Raw genomic sequence first — 15,537 nt, forward strand, 5'->3', positions numbered from 1 at the left:
CGGTTCGGCGTGCTGATGTTGATCGCGCGGGCCGCGCGATATGCGACCCCGCCCTATGGAATGAACCTGTTCTATCTGTGCGGCATTCTCGAACAGATATCGGACAAGGAGGGGATGGCGCCGCTGCTGGGCGTTCCCATTGCCCGGATCGCTGTCGCGGTGCTGCCCTGAGTCGTCATCATGTTTGTCGTGCCGGGCATGACGCGCCTGCGGCGCGGCTGAATGCGATTGGCGTGGACACGCTGGTGGCCGAGCGCTGGCCCCGGATCGGCGACAGCTGGCGCAAACGCTATCACTCTCTGGCGCTGTGGTTCATTGCCGGGGGCCTGTCGCAGTGCCGCATCAAATCGAAATACCTCGCGTTGCAGATCCTGGCGACCGAACTCGGGCTGCTCGGACCGCTGAAAGGGTGAGGATCGCCGGATCGGCAAAACCGGCTCTCAGGGAAAGTGGCGGCAGGGATCGGCCTGAGGTCTGAATTTTTCACCCTAAGCGGGTGGTGGACATCTCAGGCCGAACACAGCGCAACAGCTGCCGCGACCTTCAGTGGTCAGTTAAGAGGAGAAGGCGCTGTCATGGATCAAGTCCATTTCAGTCCGTCAGACAAAGGAACCGGCCCCCTCACAAGCGAAGCGCGGGGATGGCGTCGGGGGCCGCCTGGGCTTCTTCAACCGCGATGAGCAGAGAGCGTGCGATGCGTTCGGCCCGTTTGATGACATGCGCGGCACCCGCCTCCGTGCAGATTTCACCTGCGGTCTCTCGGAACAGGGTCAGCCAGCGCTCAAAATGCATCGGGCCGATTGGAAGCGGGGTATGCGCCGGCACTGGACGACCGTGGTAGCGCCCGGTCATCAGCGCGACCGAGGACCAGAAGGCAACCATGCGCTCCAGATGCGGCCCCCAATCGACGATGCGGGCGGCAAAGATCGGGCCGAGCATCGGGTCGCGACGGACCTTGTCATAGAATCCGTGCACGAGTTTGCGCAGCACCGCTTCGTCAAGGCCGGTCTCAGCCATGATGGTCGCTGTCATCTCCGGCCTGGCGGAGTCAATCTGAGGGGACATGTCTGGAGTCGTCATGGCGGTCTCGTTGGTTCCTGCCGATACTCGATCCTATGCCGATGAATAGGTATAGTAAATACCAATATGATGGCGGGTGTCAGACCTGATGCGCCAGGCCGCCGCCACCGATTGCGGCCTGTGCGGGTTGGTTTGATCGAGGGGGGCCGCAGGTCAACGGCAATGCCATCCTGGCAAGCCCGGCCGAGGCCGCATTTCGCACACTCCCTGACCGCGCGCCCTTCATCGGAGGCCGGGCGCGCTAGCTCCGCCGGTCTTCGTCCCCGACAAGTCGGCCATCTTCCAACGTCAGGATGCGGTCTGCGCGATCAAGGATGCGATTGTCATGCGTCACCATCATTGTGGTGGTGCCGCGGGCCTGCCCCAACTGTTTCAACAGGTCGACCACCTTGGCGGCGGTTTCCCAGTCAAGCGCGGCGGTCGGTTCGTCCGCCAGCACGACGTCGGGGTTGCCGACCAGGGCCCGGCCAATCGCCACGCGCTGCTTTTGTCCCCCCGACAGGTTTGCCGGGAGATAATCCAGCCGCTCCGCAAGTCCGAGAAGGCTCAGAACATGGGCGGCGGCCTTGTCAGACAACGCCTGGTTCAAGTGCCCTTTCACCTGCAGCCCCATCAGCACATTCTGCTGCGCCGTGAGGCTTTGGTGAAGGTTATGGGCCTGAAAGATGAACCCAAGGCGCCGCCGCATCCTGACGTTCTGCGCCGCTGTGGCGTTGCGCAGCTCCTGGCCCAGCAGAGTGACGGATCCTTCCTGGATTTCGCGAAGGCAGCCCAGCAGGGTCAACAGCGTGGTCTTGCCAGAGCCCGAGGGGCCGACCATCACGATGAAACTGCCCCGTTCGATCTGCAAATCGATATCGAACAACGCCTGTTTGCGCGCCTCGCCGGTTCCGAAATAGTGGTTCAGGGCGCTGGTCTGAATGGAGATATCAACATCCTCCATCTTCAAAACAGATCCGCCGGGTCGGCCGCCGCCAGCCGCCGGGTGGCGATCATTCCGGACAAGGCTGAAAACACGACGGTGCCAACGAAGACGATGACTGCCATCTCAAAGGAGATGAACAGGGGCAAGGTCGTCACCGTGGCCATCAGCGTCAGGATGCCCCAACCGGCGATGACACCGGGGATGAAGCCGAGCACGCCGAGGATGACAGCCTCTTCGATGACGACGCCAAGAAAGAAACCCTGGCCATAGCCCATGGCCTTGAATGTCGCATATTCCCGCAAATGATCGGCGACATCGGCGGACAGGACCTGAAAGACGATGACGATCCCCACGAGGACGCCGATCAGCACGCCAAAGCCGAAGATGACGCCGGTGGGGCGCTGGGTCTGTTGAAATCGCACCTCTTCGTCCATCGCATCGGCATAGCTGCGAATGCGCAGCGTCGAGTCCGCGATCAGAAGTTTCAGACGATCCGCCACCGCGTCGGGCTCTGCCCCGGGGCGAAGCTGCAACAGGATGTGATCCGGGGCGCCAGAGCTGCGCGCGGGAAACAGCGATAGAAAGGTCTGATCAGAGACCAGGAGATAGCCGTCCCCGCCGAAGCCTCCGCCCCCGGCGAAGGTGTCGTAGGCGGTCAGGGTCCGGCCCTGGGTTTCGAAGGAGAGCGGCGTCTGCAGTCGGATCGCGGCGGCCTCCTCGCGGGTGAGCCCGCGGGCCAGCCGGTCGAGGATGGCCGCGTCCTTGAGCTGCAGCACGTCGACGTCGGCGGCGATTTCGGGTGCCAGGAAATTGGTGCGGAACGGGTCGATGCCGAAGGTCGTCAGGCTGATGTCGGTTTCGCCCCGGTCCCATGGCACCATCGCCACGAACACCCCCATGCCATCCACGACATCCGGATCGGCAAGCGCCTGAAGCAACCATTGCCGGGCGACGTTGCCGCCGTCTGTCAATGTGTTGGCGTCAGCGGCAGAGATCAGGATGTCACCCTGAAAGAATTCGTAGGGGCGCAGCGTCGAGGCGCCCATCGAGCTCATGAGTCCAATCTGGACGAAGACCAGAACATTCGCAAAGGCCACGCCCGACAATGCCGCGGCGAACCGCCCGCGCTGGTGAACAAGTTGCAGCCAACCGATTGGCAATCGGCCCAATAGCCGCGCGAGAAGGCGACTCATTGGGCCGCCCGCCCGCCCAGGCTGGTGTCGATCCTGGCAATGACTTCGAGGTTGGTGAAGCGCGAGGCGATCTGTGAGGATTCTGCATCAAGCGCGACCACGACCTTGATCACCCGGGCATCGGTATTCGCGGCCACGTCATCCGACATCAGCCCTTGCCGTCCGACCGTCAAACCGATGCTTTCGATTGTTCCGTGCAGGGTGCGCCCGATGGCGCTGGCGACAAGCTCTACCGGTTGGCCGGGCTGAACCGTGGCGATCCGGTCCTGGTAGACTTCCACCTCGGCGGTCATCTGACTGATGTCCCCCATCTCCATGACTCCGTCGGAAGGGGGGCGTTGTCCGGGTGTGGCGTGAATGTCGAGGATCGTCCCGGCGATCGGCGCGACAATGATGCCGCGGGCCAGATCGAGCTTTACCCGCGCGAGTTCGGCCTCGGCAGCCTCGACGTTGCGGGCCGCGACCACCACATCAGCCTGATCGTCGATCTCAGTGGACGAGAACCGGGCAAGCGTGGCTTCTGCGCGGGTGACCGCAAGCGCCGCCTCCTGCGCCGCGGTGCGGGCGCTGTCGAGCGTGACGCTGGTCGAAACGCCGCGGGCGACAAGCTCTTCGGTGCGGGCGAGGGTTGCCTGCGCTTCGCTATAGGTGCTGCGGGCCTGGTCCAGCGTGGATTGTGATTCATCCCTGCTGGCCTGCACGGCGCTGCGCGTCTGCAGATAGGTCGCCCGTCGCACGGCGAGATTGGCCTGCGCCAGGAACACAGCGCTTTCCAGCGCCGCGCGGTTGTCGAGATAGGCGAGGGATGCGCCACGCGCGACCCGTTCCCCGACGGCGACAAGGATTTCCGCGACACGCGCATCACCTGCGCCGTAAGGCGCGGCGACCAGGGCCACATCGCCCCGGGGCATCACCCGAGCCAGGCCAACCACATCTGTCGGAAGCATCGTCTCGACCATGTCCTGCGGCAGGTCGATGTCGGGAGGCAGCGCGATCGGCGTGCCCGATCCGCCACCGGGTTGCAGGCCTGTCAGCGCATAAAATTTCTGCAAGGCGGGCGGTTGGAAATAGAGACCGATGACCGCGCCTGTGAACATAAAGACCGGGATCAGCAGCACCAGGAGGTAGCGCTTGCGCATGCGGCGGCCACGGCCTGAAACATCCCCAGACGGCGCATCGACAAGCAGTGGCAATTCGGTTTCGGCTGGGCGTGTCATTCGAGGGGCCTTTATTGGACGCCGAAGCGCCAAGCGAACTGAAAAAATACCAGGCTCTGACGTGGGCGCGCCATTTCAGCACTTTTCTGACCTGCCGGGGCGTCGGACCCAAGCAAGATATCTGTGCCGATAGAGGGCGGACTCGCACGAGCCATCCCGCGGTTCATTCATTGCATCATGGCCCATCGCCCGGCGCTCCGAAAGGTCCGATCCGCCAGCGCCCGCAACGTTCCTTGCATGATCGCACAATCCTTTCCCCGGGCGTTTGACACATGGCTGGAAGGTGCGATCCTTGCGTTGTATTGGCAGGAAACGCTATGGGACAAGCGCGTCATTGAAGCTACATAATGTGCGTGATTCGCGATTTCTCGCGGTCTTCAGTATCCGTTCGGCGTTCGCCCAACGGCGTGGTGTCTGCGCCGCTCAAACCTTGGAAAGAGTCTGAAAACGCCTTCCGAAACTCCTGTCACAACGCCTCGGCCAGAACGTCGTGTGCCGCTCTTCGTTTGCATTGCCGCACTGGTCACCGCCGCGACGTTTGGCTCGCGTCCGACCGTGTCGCTCTATGCCATCGAGATCGGTATGTCCCCGGCCGAGATCGGCGTGCTGGTTGCTCTCTTTTCGCTATTCCCGCTTTTCCTTACGGTGCCTGCGGGCAATTTCATGGATCGCCACGGCACGAGGCAGGTCCTCTACCTCAGCCTGGTCATCACTGCGATCGGGCTGACGTTGCCCTGGATGATTTCGGGCCGGTTCATGCTCTATGCCTCCCAGATGTTGGTCGGCTGCGGTTTGACTTTCCATATGCTGGCCGCGCAGAAGACCGCGGGCGATCACCCTGACCCGATGGTTCGGGAACGGCGCATCGCTGTCTTCAGCCAAGGGGCCGCGCTTGGCAGTTTCGCGGGGCCCTTCTACACCGGGTTCGTAGGTCAGCACCTCGGATTCGATTGGGCAATGCTGTTGGTCGCGCCGCTGCTGCTGATCGGCTTGCTGGTCATGCCCTTCGTGCGCACCAGCGCCCCGAACCCCGCTGTGGCGCAAGCGCCCCGGCAACGAATGAGCGCGACGCGGGTTCTTGGCTATCATCCTTATATGGCGCGCGCGTTCCTCATCAGCTCCCTGGTGCTGTTGGGCAAGGATTTCTACGTCGCCTACTTCCCCGTCTTCGCTGACGTTCGCGGCATCTCGCCCGCCTGGATCGGGATCATCATCGGCATCCACAACGGGGGTGGGGTGATCATGCGCGTTTTCCAGATCCCGCTGGTGCGCCGCTTCGGCAAGAGTCCGACGATCATCGGTTCGATCCTGATCAGCGGCATCTTCTTCGTCTTTCTGCCCTTCACCGAAGGCCTTGTCGCGCTGACTCTGATTTCGCTCGCCATGGGGCTGGGGCTCGGTCTGGGGCAGCCGCTGTCAATCAGCACGACCGTCAACCTGTCGCCGCCGGACAAGACAGGCGAGGTCCTCGGGGTGCGGCTGACAGCAAACCGCCTGACGCAATTCGTCATGCCGATCGGCTTTGCCGCGATCGTGACGGTGTCGGGGATCACCGGGGCTTTTGTCTTCGTTGGGCTGGCGATGTCGCTGGGGAGCCTGAGGCTGAACATCCCCGACCCGAAGGCGTGAGGGCCTCGCTGCCCAGCAGTATCTGATGGCACTGTCAGGCCATGCCGGCTTGAGGCGGAAGGGGCGGTTCTGCCGCCTGCGCCCAAGACCAAGAAGCACCGTCGCTTCCGCTATTTCAGGACCTCGCCAGAGATCATCCGCCTGGCGGTGACGGGATACATCCGCTTCCCGCTGTCGTTCCGGAACCTGGGGGCTGTGGCGGCCCACCCGGGCAGTTGTCTTGCCCGCGTGTTGCGCGCCCTGAACGAAGAGAATGCGGCGCGCTCTCCCGGGTGAGCCATGCCACCGATGGAGCGGCGCGCCTGCCCCGTCCAACACATTCGGAAAATCAGGAGCATCGGCCTAGCCTCGTTGTCCGGCCCTGCCCATGATCAGAAGGCACGGCCCGCGTTGCCGTGTTTCGACAAATTGTAGCGATAAGGTCCCAATCATGAGCAGCTTTGAACACGTCCGGTTCGACCCGCCCGCAGGGGGCTATATCCACATCACCTCGCAGGTGACCGACAAGATCGCGGTCATCACCCTGAACCGACCCAAGTCGGTGAACGTACAAAGCACCGCGATGCTGGAAGAGCTGGACCACGCCATCGACGCGGCGATGGGTGACCGTGAGGTCAATGTTGTGGTGCTGTGCGGCGCGGGCAAGCATTTCTCGGCCGGGCACGATATCGGCTCGGACGAGGAAATGGCGCATCGCGAGAACTTTCCGCTTGAGGAGGGCGTGCGTGGCCAGTTCAACCGGCAATGGCGGCTGTACCTCGACAACCACCTGCGCTGGCGGAATGCGCCAAAGCCGATGATCTGCGCAATCCACGGCTATGTCATCTATGGTGGCTGGCAGATGGCGTCCGTCTGCGACGTGATCTTCGCGGCCGAGGACACCATGCTGCTGGGGTCGGCGTTCCAGTATTTCTCGATCCCCTACGACATCCACCCGCGCAAGGCGAAGGAGATCCTGTTCCAGAGCCGCTTCATCTCGGCGGCCGAAGCGTGCGACCTCGGCTTCGTCAATCGGGTGGTGCCGAACGACCAGTTGATGGACGAGGTCATGGCCTATGCCCGCGACGTCGCAGCCAATGATCCGTTCGACATGCGGATGACAAAGCTGGCGATCAACAATGCCCAGGACGCGCAGGGGTTCTCGGCGCATATCCAGGCCTCGAACGCGACCTATATCACCCGACGCACGGCGCAGATGGATCCCGACTATGCCATTCCGCGGCCGATGGATACCGGGGTCAAGCGGATGCCGATGGTCGAGGTGGCGATGGAACGGTTTCGCCGGATGAATCCGGACAAGGCGTAAGGGAGAAAACGCGATGACGACACAGGCGGCGCACCGGGCACTGTATCTGGCGACAGGCCAGCGGGCGGTGGGCATGGACGCGGCCCGGATCATCGCCGACCTTCGATCTGCCCGCCTTCACGCGGGACGCCATCGCGACGCTGCCGATCAGGTGATCCGCTGCCGGTCGGCGGGGGGCGGGTGCGAGGTTGGGCGCTGGGTCCAGGGCTGCGCTACAGTACCATAATGCCCCCCAAGGGGGCGCTTGAGGAGGACAATCCATGACAGATATGAACCGCCCGGCCGGAATCGGCGGGATACTTGCACCGGGCTCGGTCGCCGTGATCGGGGCGTCGGAGGACCTGACGAAATTCGGTGGACGGCTCTATACCCTGCTGGTCCAGCACAAGTTTCCGGGCGTGATCTATCCGATCAATCCTAAGCGAGAGAGCCTTCTGGGCATCCAGTGCTACGCCGCCATCGGCGACACGCCGACGGCGCCCGACCTTGCGGTCATGGCGGTGCCGCGCGATCACGTGAAGGCAGCGGTCCAGGAATGTGCCGCCGCCGGAACGCGGGCGGCGGTCATCATTACCGCCAAGTTCTCGGACTCGGGCGAAGAGGGCGCGGCGCTGGAGCGCGAGATCGTCGAGATCGCACGCGCCGCCGGGATGCGGCTCATCGGGCCGAACTGCCTGGGCATCATCAGCCCGGCCAACAAGCTGGCGTTGTGTTCGTCCCCCGCGCTGTTCGTCGACAAGCTGCCCGAGGGGCGGATCGGCATCGTCAGCCAGTCGGGCGCGCTGATGGCCACGATCTTTGACCGGGCACAGACCCGGGGGGTGGGGTTCTCGCATTGCTTCTCGATCGGCAACCAGGCCGACATGGAACTGTGCGATTTCCTCGAATTCCTGATCGACGATCCGGCGACGGGGGTGATCTGCACCTATGTCGAGGGGCTCAAGGACGGTCCTCGGTTCCTCGAAATGGCGGCGCGGGCGCGGGCCGCGGGCAAGCCTATCCTCGCGGTGAAGGCCGGGCGCACCGACTTTGGCGCGGCGGCCGCGTTCTCGCATACCGCGAGCCTGGCGGGCAGCTACGATGCCTTCGCCACCGCTTGCCGCGAGACCGGCGTGGTCCTGCTGGACGATGCCGATGCGATGATCATGCTGGCCGCATCGCTGACCACCTTCGCCACTCCGGCGCGCAGCGATGTGGCGATCCTGACCACTTCGGGCGGCGGCGGCGCGATCACTGCCGACCGTCTGGCCGATGCGGGTCTGCCGATGGCCGCGTTCGATGATGGCACGGCAGCGGCGATGGAGGAGCTGTTTGATTCTCACCTCACCCGGGTCAATCCGATGGACATGGGCGCGGCCAAGTTCGGCGGCTCGACCGCCAATTCGAACAAATGCACGCAGGCGCTGATGAAGGACAGTGGCACCGGACTCGTGATCGCGCCGATCACGACCTCGCCCGATGTCGCCAAGATCTGCATGGGCATCTGCGACGGCATGGAAATTGCGGCCGAGGGCGGTGCGCGCAAGCCCTGCCTGATCGTGGTCCAGCCTGGACAGGCGGGTGACAAGGCGCGGGCCGACCTGCGCGCGCGGGGGATGATCTATCTGGAGTCGATCGACGAGGCGATCCGGGTGGCCGAGGGCTATCGCACGATGCTGGCCAGCAGCCCGCGAAACCCGGCAAGCAGCGGCTCGCCCGGCAAGGCGCCCGAAGGTCTCTCCGGGGCGCTGGACGAGGCGGCGGCGAAGACCCTGCTGGCCGCTTACGGCGTGCCGGTCAACCGGGGTGAGGTGGTCGCCGAGGCGGGCGAGGGTGCGCTGACGGCTGGGATGATGGACGGGCCGCTGGTGGTCAAGGTCGTCTCGCCCGACATCGTGCACAAATCGGACGCGGGCGGCGTGGCACTGAACCTGGCGGGGCCGGAGGAGGTGTCCGAGGCGATCGCGTCAATGCAAGCGCGGCTGGCAAAAAGCCATCCGGACGCAAAGATCGACGGGTTCCTGGTGCAGGAGATGGTCTCAGGCGCGTTCGAGATGTTCATCGGCGCGACCAACGATCCGCAATTCGGCCCGATGGTCATGGTGGGTGCGGGCGGTGTTGTGATCGAACTGCTCAAGGACGTGGCGATGGCACGCGCACCGGTCACACCGGCCGAGGCGACGGCGATGCTGACGGGCCTCAAGGTCGCGCCGCTGCTCGCTGGTTATCGTGGCGCGCCTGCCCTGGACGTCGCGGCGCTGGCTGATGCGGTGTCGCGGGTCAGCTGGCTGGCGGCCGATCTTGGTGAGGGCTTTGCCGAGCTGGACGTGAATCCGGTGCTGGTCCGTGTCGCGGGGCAGGGCTGCACGGGCGTTGACGCCCGGATTCTGATGGAGGGCTGAGATGGGCGAGGCACGGGTCATGGAGAGCGGTGTCGAAATCCGCGAGGACGGGCCGGTCACGATCGTGACGATCAACCGCCCGAAGAAGATGAACGCTATCAGCAGCGGTGCGGCCAAGGATATCCAGCAGGCCTTTGCCGAGTTCGACGCCTCCGACCAGCGGGTGGCGATCATCACCGGCGCGGGTGGCAAGGCGTTCTCGTCAGGCGCCGACGTCACCGACAGGCCAGAGTTCTGGCGTTGCGTGCCGACCGTCGGCCTCGACACCGCAAAGCCGGTGATCGCTGCCGTGGACGGTTGGTGCATCGGCGGCGGGATGCTGCTCGCCGTGATGGCCGATCTGTGTGTCTGCACCGAGACGTCGAAGTTTTCCTATCCCGAGGCCAAGGTCGGCATCACCGGCGGCATGATCCCGGCGCTGGCCGCCCGGATCCCGCAAAAGATGGCGATGGAGATTATCCTGCTTGGCCGGACGGTCGCGGGCCGCCGCGCCTATGAAATGGGGCTGGTGAACGAGGTCACGCCCGCCGGTGGCCACCTCGACGCGGCGCTTCAGATGGCGCGCGAGATGGCGGACATGGCGCCGCTGGTGCTGTCCACGCTCAAGACCGCGGTCAACCGTGACGTTTTGGCCCGCGCCCCGGCAGAGCATATGGTTCATGCGAGAATCGCGCTGGACCGGGTGGCGCAGAGCTATGATTCCAAGGAAGGCGTCGCCGCCTTCCGCGAAAAACGCAAACCGGAATTCAAGGGCTGCTGAGCCTCAGGGAGAGTCCGACATGACACGGCATACATCAAGCCACTGGGGCGTGCGGGTCGCCGAGACCGACGCCGAGGGACGCGTCATCCTGACGCCGCACGGGGCGGATCAGGATCCCAACCCGATCGGGCTGGATCAGCTGGACGAGGGGCTCCAGTCGATCCGGGTGCGCAGGCCCGCCGTGCGCAAGAGCTGGCTGGAGCACGGCCCCGGCGCCCGCCCCGATCTGCGCGGACATGAGCCGTTTGTCGAAGTCTCCTGGGACCGCGCGCTCGACCTTGCCGCCGCCGAGATCGACCGGGTGCGCAAGACCCATGGCAACGCGGCGGTTTTTGGCGGGTCTTACGGCTGGTCCAGCGCCGGACGTTTCCACCACGCGCAAAGCCAGGTGCACCGGTTCCTGAACACGGCGGGCGGCTATGTGCGGCATCTGAACTCCTATTCTCTCGGCGCCGCGCGGGTCATCATGCCGCGCGTCATCGCGCCGATGGAGTGGCTGATGACACATCACACCTCGTGGGACGTGATGCGCGATCACACCAAGCTGCTGGTCTGCTTTGGTGGCGTGCCTTGGAAGAACTCCCAGATCGCGGCCGGAGGGATGCTGCGCCACCACCTGCGCCCCGGGCTCAAGGCGATGGCCGAAGCCGGGATTCGGATGATCAATTTCGGGCCCGTGGGCGACAATCTAGAGGCCGACGCGGAATGGGTGCAGAGCCGCCCCAACACCGACACCGCCGTCATGCTGGGCATGGCCCATGTCCTGCACAGCGAGGGGCTGGCCGACCGCGCTTTCCTTGACCGCTACTGCACTGGCTATGACAAGTTCGCGGCCTACCTGACCGGCGCGGAGGACGGCATCGCCCGCACGCCCGATTGGGCCGAGGGGATCTCGGGCGTGCCCGCCGACACCATCCGCCGGATTGCGCGCGAGATGGCCGGCACAAGGACGATGATCAACATGTCATGGTCACTGCAACGGGCCAGCCACGGCGAACAACCCTGCTGGATGCTGGTGACCCTGTCGGCGATGCTGGGCCAGATCGGCTTGCCCGGCGGCGGCTTCGGGTTCGGCTATGGCGCCACCAACAACCTTGGCAGCGCCGAGGCCTGGCTGCCCGGTCCGACCCTGCCGCAGGGGCACAACGCGGTGTCCGATTTCATCCCGGTCGCACGGATATCCGAGATGCTTGAGAACCCCGGCGCGCCCTTTGCCTATGACGGCAAGACCTACAATTACCCCGACATCCAGCTGATCTACTGGGCCGGGGGCAACCCCTGGCACCACCACCAGGATCTCAACCGGCTCGAAAAGGCCTGGGAGAAACCGGGCACCGTGATCGTGAACGAGCAATATTGGACCGCGACCGCCAAGCACGCCGATATCGTCCTGCCCGCGACCATCACCGCCGAGCGCGAGGACATCGGCTATTCACGCCGCGAAGGCCACCTTGTCGCGATGCGCAAGCTTGCCGAACCGATTGGCGAGGCGCGGGACGACTATGCCATCTTCACCGCGCTGGCGGAACGGCTGGGCTGCGCCGACGCCTATACCGAGGGGCTGGACACCGAGGGCTGGCTGCGCCGGATGTACGAGGAAAACCGCAAGTCCGTCATCAAGCGCGGCATCGACCTGCCCGATTTCGAGGGATTTCGCGAACAGGGGCTGATCGACCTGAACAGCCATGCCGAACCGATTGTCCTGCTGGAACCCTTCCGGAGCGACCCGGAGGCGAACAAACTGCCCACGCCTTCGGGGCTGATCGAGATCTTCTCGGAAACCATCGACAGCTTTGGCCTGCCCGATTGCCCGGGCCACGCGGTGTGGCTGGAGCCGCGTGAATGGCTCGGCTCGGCGGGTGAGGGGATGCTGCACATGCTGTCGGACCAGCCGGGCCGCAAGCTGCACAGCCAACTCGACGCCTCGCGTTACAGTCGCGACGGCAAGGTGAACGGACGCGAACAGATGCATATGAACCCCGAAGACGCTGTGGCGCGCGGGATCGCAGCGGGCGATACGGTCGAGCTTTCGAATGATCGTGGTGCCTGCCTTGCGGCGGTCTGCCTGAACGACCGGATCATGCCGGGCGTCGTGCGCCTGTCGACCGGCGCGTGGCACGACCCGGACGAGACCGGGCGCGACCGTCACGGCAATCCCAACGTCCTGACGCTCGATGTCGGGACGTCGAGCCTGTCGCAGGGCAGCGCGGCGCAGACCTGCCTTGTCCGGGTGTCGGGGCCGCTGAACGTGCCCCCCTGCACGACCGCCTTTGCCCTGCCGGATTTCGTGCGCGAATCAGGGGGCTGAGCGAGTCGGGTCAGCCCTGGGCGGGTTCGACGTGGTGTTTTGGCGGAGTTTATGATCCCGCCGGGGCCGGCGTCGATATGCGACGGCACCATGGCGCGCACGCCGATCCCGGTTCTCGCGGGCTTGTCGCTGGACGCCGTGGTCTGCCCCTTGACCACCGGTTCGGTCTCGGTGACCACAACAACTCTTATGAGTAGGCGACCTGAGGATCAGCGGGACGGCCATCCCGCGTCGCCTTTCTGCCGACCTCGTGAAAACAGCCGTGGTGACCGAGTTGCGGCGGAATGATGAAACCCGACGAGTCCATCCAGATCTTCGTGCCGCTCAAGGTCCGCAAGCAGAACGGTCGGCCGAAGATCATGCCGCCCGCCACCTATCTGCCCAGCGCAGACCGGACGCAGGATCCGCATATCCTGCGCGCCATGGGCCGGGCTTGGGGCTGGCGTCGGCGCATGGAACTGGCGAGTTCAATACGGTCCCGATCCGGCGAAAGCCGTGGGGCTTGCCCCGGGATCCGGCGGACGTGCTTGAGGCTGCCTGCCGGGAGGGCTAGCGTTTCGCAAGATCAATTCGGAAATGGTGACCACATCCCTTGTTTGCATTGCGTTACGCCCTCTTCGCTGTGATCGCGTCACTCGCCAATCTGGCGGTGCAGAGCGCCTGCCTTGCGATACTGCCCTTGTCGTTACGCTATGGGGTGGCCCTCGTTGCCGGTACCGGCGCCGGGCTTGTGGTGAAATATCTGCTCGACCGGCGCTGGATCTTCTTTGATCGTAATCGCAGCCTGCGCGTGCAGGGCAGCCAATTCTCGCGCTATACGCTGACCGGAATTGCCACGACGCTGATCTTCTGGGTCAGCGAAACCACTTTCCTGCTTGTCTTCGACAGTGTGCATATGGCCCAGATTGGAGCGGCTCTGGGGCTGACAGTGGGGTATTTCATCAAGTACCGCCTCGACCGGCGATATGTGTTCCCATTGCCCCCGGCCTCCTCGCCTTAGGTTGTTCACCAAGATGATGAAGACAAAAGCCTGCCTGGGCGCTCACCAGCGCGATGCGGGCAGGTTTGCAAAGCAGCTGCGGGAGGGAAACAATCTGCAGTTGAATGTGTGAGAGCCATCGGGTGACATTGCCGTCACCAGCGTCAAACACAGGGCAGAAGCCCGCGGCACCGACCGAAAACAGGCCGAAAACGGGCTTTCGATGAGCCTGAGCCTTGTCAGATTGAAAGTGCAACCAGCGCCAGTCCGGTCGCTACGATCGCCAGGCCGGTCCGGTCGTGTGCTACGAATACCATCGGATCAAAATCCTCGCGGCCCTGTCGGCTCAATATAACCATGCGCATCAACCAGAAGCCGATCGGAACCGTCGCCCATCGCAGAATTTCGGGGCTTGAATAGAGCCGCCCGGCATCCGGACCGAGACTGTAGCCAAGAAAAATGGCAGCGCTGGCCAAGCTTGTCAGCAGGGCAAGACGCTGCAGCCCCTTCAATTGGGCGGCGCTATACCCGCGCCCGGGTAAGGTGCCGCCGTTTGTGGCGCGCGCGAGGGCGGTCAGGCGTTTTACGATGCCGAGCGTGAAGAAGACCGCGAAACAGAACGCGATCAGCCACGCCGAAACCGCGATATTCGAGGCGGCGGCTCCGGTGAGAACGCGAAGCACGTAAAGTGTTGCCAGAACGAACAAATCCACCCAACGGATTTGTTTCCAGGACAACGAGTAGGCCAGTGATAGGGTCATGTACAAGACCAGCAAGCCGGTGACATCGGGGGCCACCGCCCAACTGACCAACACGGCGCTGACGCCGAGACAGACGCTGGCAATCATTCCAACCGCCAGTGGTAAGGCTCCGGAGGCGAGCGGTCGCGATCGTTTTTCCGGGTGTTGCCGGTCATCGCCCAGGTCAAGCATGTCATTGACCAGGTAAAGCGAGGATGCCCCGGCGCAAAACGCGGCGATCGCCAGCATCGTCGACAAGACAGCCTGAAACGAGCCGCCATGCGCCGCCAGAAGTGGCAGCAGCAACAACAGGTTCTTTGCCCATTGATGGGGACGCATTTCAGCAATCAGGCTCGACAGTTTCCAGCGGCTTCCGACCACCTCCACCGGCTTTTCCAACGTCGCCACGCGCCTGGACATTTGCGCGCCCGGTGCGACGACGATGCAACGGCGCGCATGTTGCCATACCATCAGGTCCTCGGCGGCGTTTCCGACATAGTCGAACCCGCCCTCTCCGAATTTCGAGACAAGCAACCGGGACTTGCTGGCCCCGGTCAGATTGGTCTTTCCATCCGAGCCGAAGTGAGGCCCCGGCAACCCGAGTTGCTGCGCCAGGCCATCAACCAGAACCTGGTCGGCCCCCGACACCAGCAACACCGGGCGCCCGATCATTGCGGCCTGTCTGGCCAGGTCAAGAACGGCGGCGCGGACCGGCAACAAACTCGGATCGGGCGATGCGATCATCGACAGTTGTTGTTTCAGGCGTGCCGGTGTGCGGATCGAAGTCGCGACAGTGCGTAATGTGGCCAGAAGATCGACCCGCAATGCGGCCCACAGGTTTTCAAGCAGCAAATCCGTCAGCAGCAACGAGCCATCGACATCCAGGACCAACGGAACCAGAGCCGCGTCTTCAACCGAACCAAACTGCTTCATCCGATATCCTTGCCAAAAGGAATAATCCGCCGATAGCACGGAGCGGTCTGTAAGGAAACCCGGGCGTGCGAAAGGGGCGACAGGCG

The 15,537-nt window shown here is 64.1% G+C and carries 13 protein-coding genes and 1 pseudogene; 8 read left to right on the forward strand and 6 right to left on the reverse strand.

Annotation, left to right across the window (positions count from 1 at the left end; translation table 11 throughout):
* Positions 1-9 precede the first annotated feature (9 nt).
* Together P1U48_RS10640 and P1U48_RS10645 are read left to right on the forward strand one after the other, a co-directional pair.
* Positions 10-171: a hypothetical protein gene (locus tag P1U48_RS10640; protein ID WP_301068961.1), complete on the forward strand. Its 162-nt coding sequence runs from the start codon at positions 10-12 to the stop codon at positions 169-171.
* A gap of 62 nt (positions 172-233) precedes the next feature.
* Positions 234-413 (forward strand): hypothetical protein, encoded by a 180-nt coding sequence (locus P1U48_RS10645; RefSeq protein WP_301068962.1) that lies wholly within the window; start codon positions 234-236, stop codon positions 411-413.
* Positions 414-621: 208 nt separating this feature from the next.
* Here P1U48_RS10645 and P1U48_RS10650 read toward each other — a convergent pair whose 3' ends face one another.
* From P1U48_RS10650 to P1U48_RS10665, 4 genes are all read right to left on the reverse strand, one after another.
* Positions 622-1,032: a group III truncated hemoglobin gene (locus P1U48_RS10650; protein WP_301068963.1), complete on the reverse strand. Its 411-nt coding sequence runs from the start codon at positions 1,030-1,032 to the stop codon at positions 622-624.
* A gap of 289 nt (positions 1,033-1,321) precedes the next feature.
* The gene (locus tag P1U48_RS10655) at positions 1,322-2,023 is read right to left on the reverse strand and encodes an ATP-binding cassette domain-containing protein (protein WP_301068964.1); all 702 of its coding nucleotides are present in this window, start codon (positions 2,021-2,023) and stop codon (positions 1,322-1,324) included.
* A 2-nt stretch (positions 2,024-2,025) separates the two neighbouring features.
* A complete protein-coding gene (locus P1U48_RS10660) occupies positions 2,026-3,198 on the reverse strand; it encodes an FtsX-like permease family protein (RefSeq protein WP_301068965.1) in 1,173 nt (390 codons plus the stop codon).
* On the reverse strand, positions 3,195-4,415 hold the full coding sequence (locus P1U48_RS10665; RefSeq protein ID WP_301068966.1) for an HlyD family efflux transporter periplasmic adaptor subunit: 1,221 nt from the start codon (positions 4,413-4,415) through the stop codon (positions 3,195-3,197). Before P1U48_RS10665 ends, P1U48_RS10660 begins: the two co-directional genes overlap by 4 nt.
* Positions 4,416-4,907: 492 nt before the next feature.
* Between P1U48_RS10665 and P1U48_RS10670 the strand changes: the two genes are divergently transcribed.
* The 5 genes from P1U48_RS10670 to P1U48_RS10690 all read left to right on the forward strand — a co-directional run bounded on the left by P1U48_RS10670 (position 4,908) and on the right by P1U48_RS10690 (position 12,799).
* On the forward strand, positions 4,908-6,044 hold the full coding sequence (locus P1U48_RS10670) for an MFS transporter (protein WP_301068967.1): 1,137 nt from the start codon (positions 4,908-4,910) through the stop codon (positions 6,042-6,044).
* A 430-nt stretch (positions 6,045-6,474) separates the two neighbouring features.
* Positions 6,475-7,350 (forward strand): enoyl-CoA hydratase-related protein, encoded by an 876-nt coding sequence (locus P1U48_RS10675; protein WP_301068968.1) that lies wholly within the window; start codon positions 6,475-6,477, stop codon positions 7,348-7,350.
* Between the two features lie 260 nt (positions 7,351-7,610).
* Positions 7,611-9,731 (forward strand): acetate--CoA ligase family protein, encoded by a 2,121-nt coding sequence (locus P1U48_RS10680; protein WP_301068969.1) that lies wholly within the window; start codon positions 7,611-7,613, stop codon positions 9,729-9,731.
* 1 nt (position 9,732) lies between these two features.
* A complete protein-coding gene (locus P1U48_RS10685; RefSeq protein ID WP_301068970.1) occupies positions 9,733-10,491 on the forward strand; it encodes an enoyl-CoA hydratase-related protein in 759 nt (252 codons plus the stop codon).
* Between the two features lie 19 nt (positions 10,492-10,510).
* Positions 10,511-12,799 (forward strand): molybdopterin guanine dinucleotide-containing S/N-oxide reductase, encoded by a 2,289-nt coding sequence (locus P1U48_RS10690; RefSeq protein WP_301068971.1) that lies wholly within the window; start codon positions 10,511-10,513, stop codon positions 12,797-12,799.
* Between the two features lie 44 nt (positions 12,800-12,843).
* On the opposite strand, the pseudogene P1U48_RS10695 reads toward P1U48_RS10690, so the two are convergent.
* Positions 12,844-12,981, reverse strand: a pseudogene (locus P1U48_RS10695) (elongation factor P); the annotation flags it as partial.
* A 410-nt stretch (positions 12,982-13,391) separates the two neighbouring features.
* On the opposite strand from P1U48_RS10695, the gene P1U48_RS10700 reads away from it, so the two are divergent.
* Positions 13,392-13,799, forward strand: a complete 408-nt coding sequence (locus tag P1U48_RS10700; protein WP_301068972.1) for a GtrA family protein — start codon at positions 13,392-13,394, stop codon at positions 13,797-13,799.
* 218 nt (positions 13,800-14,017) lie between these two features.
* Here the strand turns inward: P1U48_RS10700 and P1U48_RS10705 are convergent, their stop codons facing one another.
* A complete protein-coding gene (locus tag P1U48_RS10705; protein WP_301068974.1) occupies positions 14,018-15,451 on the reverse strand; it encodes a UbiA family prenyltransferase in 1,434 nt (477 codons plus the stop codon).
* Between the last annotated feature and the right edge of the window lie 86 nt (positions 15,452-15,537).

The organism is Pseudooceanicola sp., from assembly GCF_029213205.1.
In the GTDB taxonomy this organism is placed as follows: Bacteria; Pseudomonadota; Alphaproteobacteria; order Rhodobacterales; family Rhodobacteraceae; genus Pseudooceanicola.

Bases quoted from the DNA above. Each gene is read 5' to 3' on its own strand.
- P1U48_RS10680 (WP_301068969.1), top strand. From the start codon at position 7,611: ATGACAGATATGAACCGCCCGGCCGGAATCGGCGGGATACTTGCACCG.
- P1U48_RS10675 (WP_301068968.1), top strand. From the start codon at position 6,475: ATGAGCAGCTTTGAACACGTCCGGTTCGACCCGCCCGCAGGGGGCTAT.
- P1U48_RS10665 (WP_301068966.1), bottom strand. From the start codon at position 4,415: ATGACACGCCCAGCCGAAACCGAATTGCCACTGCTTGTCGATGCGCCG.
- P1U48_RS10655 (WP_301068964.1), bottom strand. From the start codon at position 2,023: ATGGAGGATGTTGATATCTCCATTCAGACCAGCGCCCTGAACCACTAT.
- P1U48_RS10650 (WP_301068963.1), bottom strand. From the start codon at position 1,032: ATGACAGCGACCATCATGGCTGAGACCGGCCTTGACGAAGCGGTGCTG.
- P1U48_RS10660 (WP_301068965.1), bottom strand. From the start codon at position 3,198: ATGAGTCGCCTTCTCGCGCGGCTATTGGGCCGATTGCCAATCGGTTGG.
- P1U48_RS10685 (WP_301068970.1), top strand. From the start codon at position 9,733: ATGGGCGAGGCACGGGTCATGGAGAGCGGTGTCGAAATCCGCGAGGAC.
- P1U48_RS10690 (WP_301068971.1), top strand. From the start codon at position 10,511: ATGACACGGCATACATCAAGCCACTGGGGCGTGCGGGTCGCCGAGACC.
- P1U48_RS10705 (WP_301068974.1), bottom strand. From the start codon at position 15,451: ATGAAGCAGTTTGGTTCGGTTGAAGACGCGGCTCTGGTTCCGTTGGTC.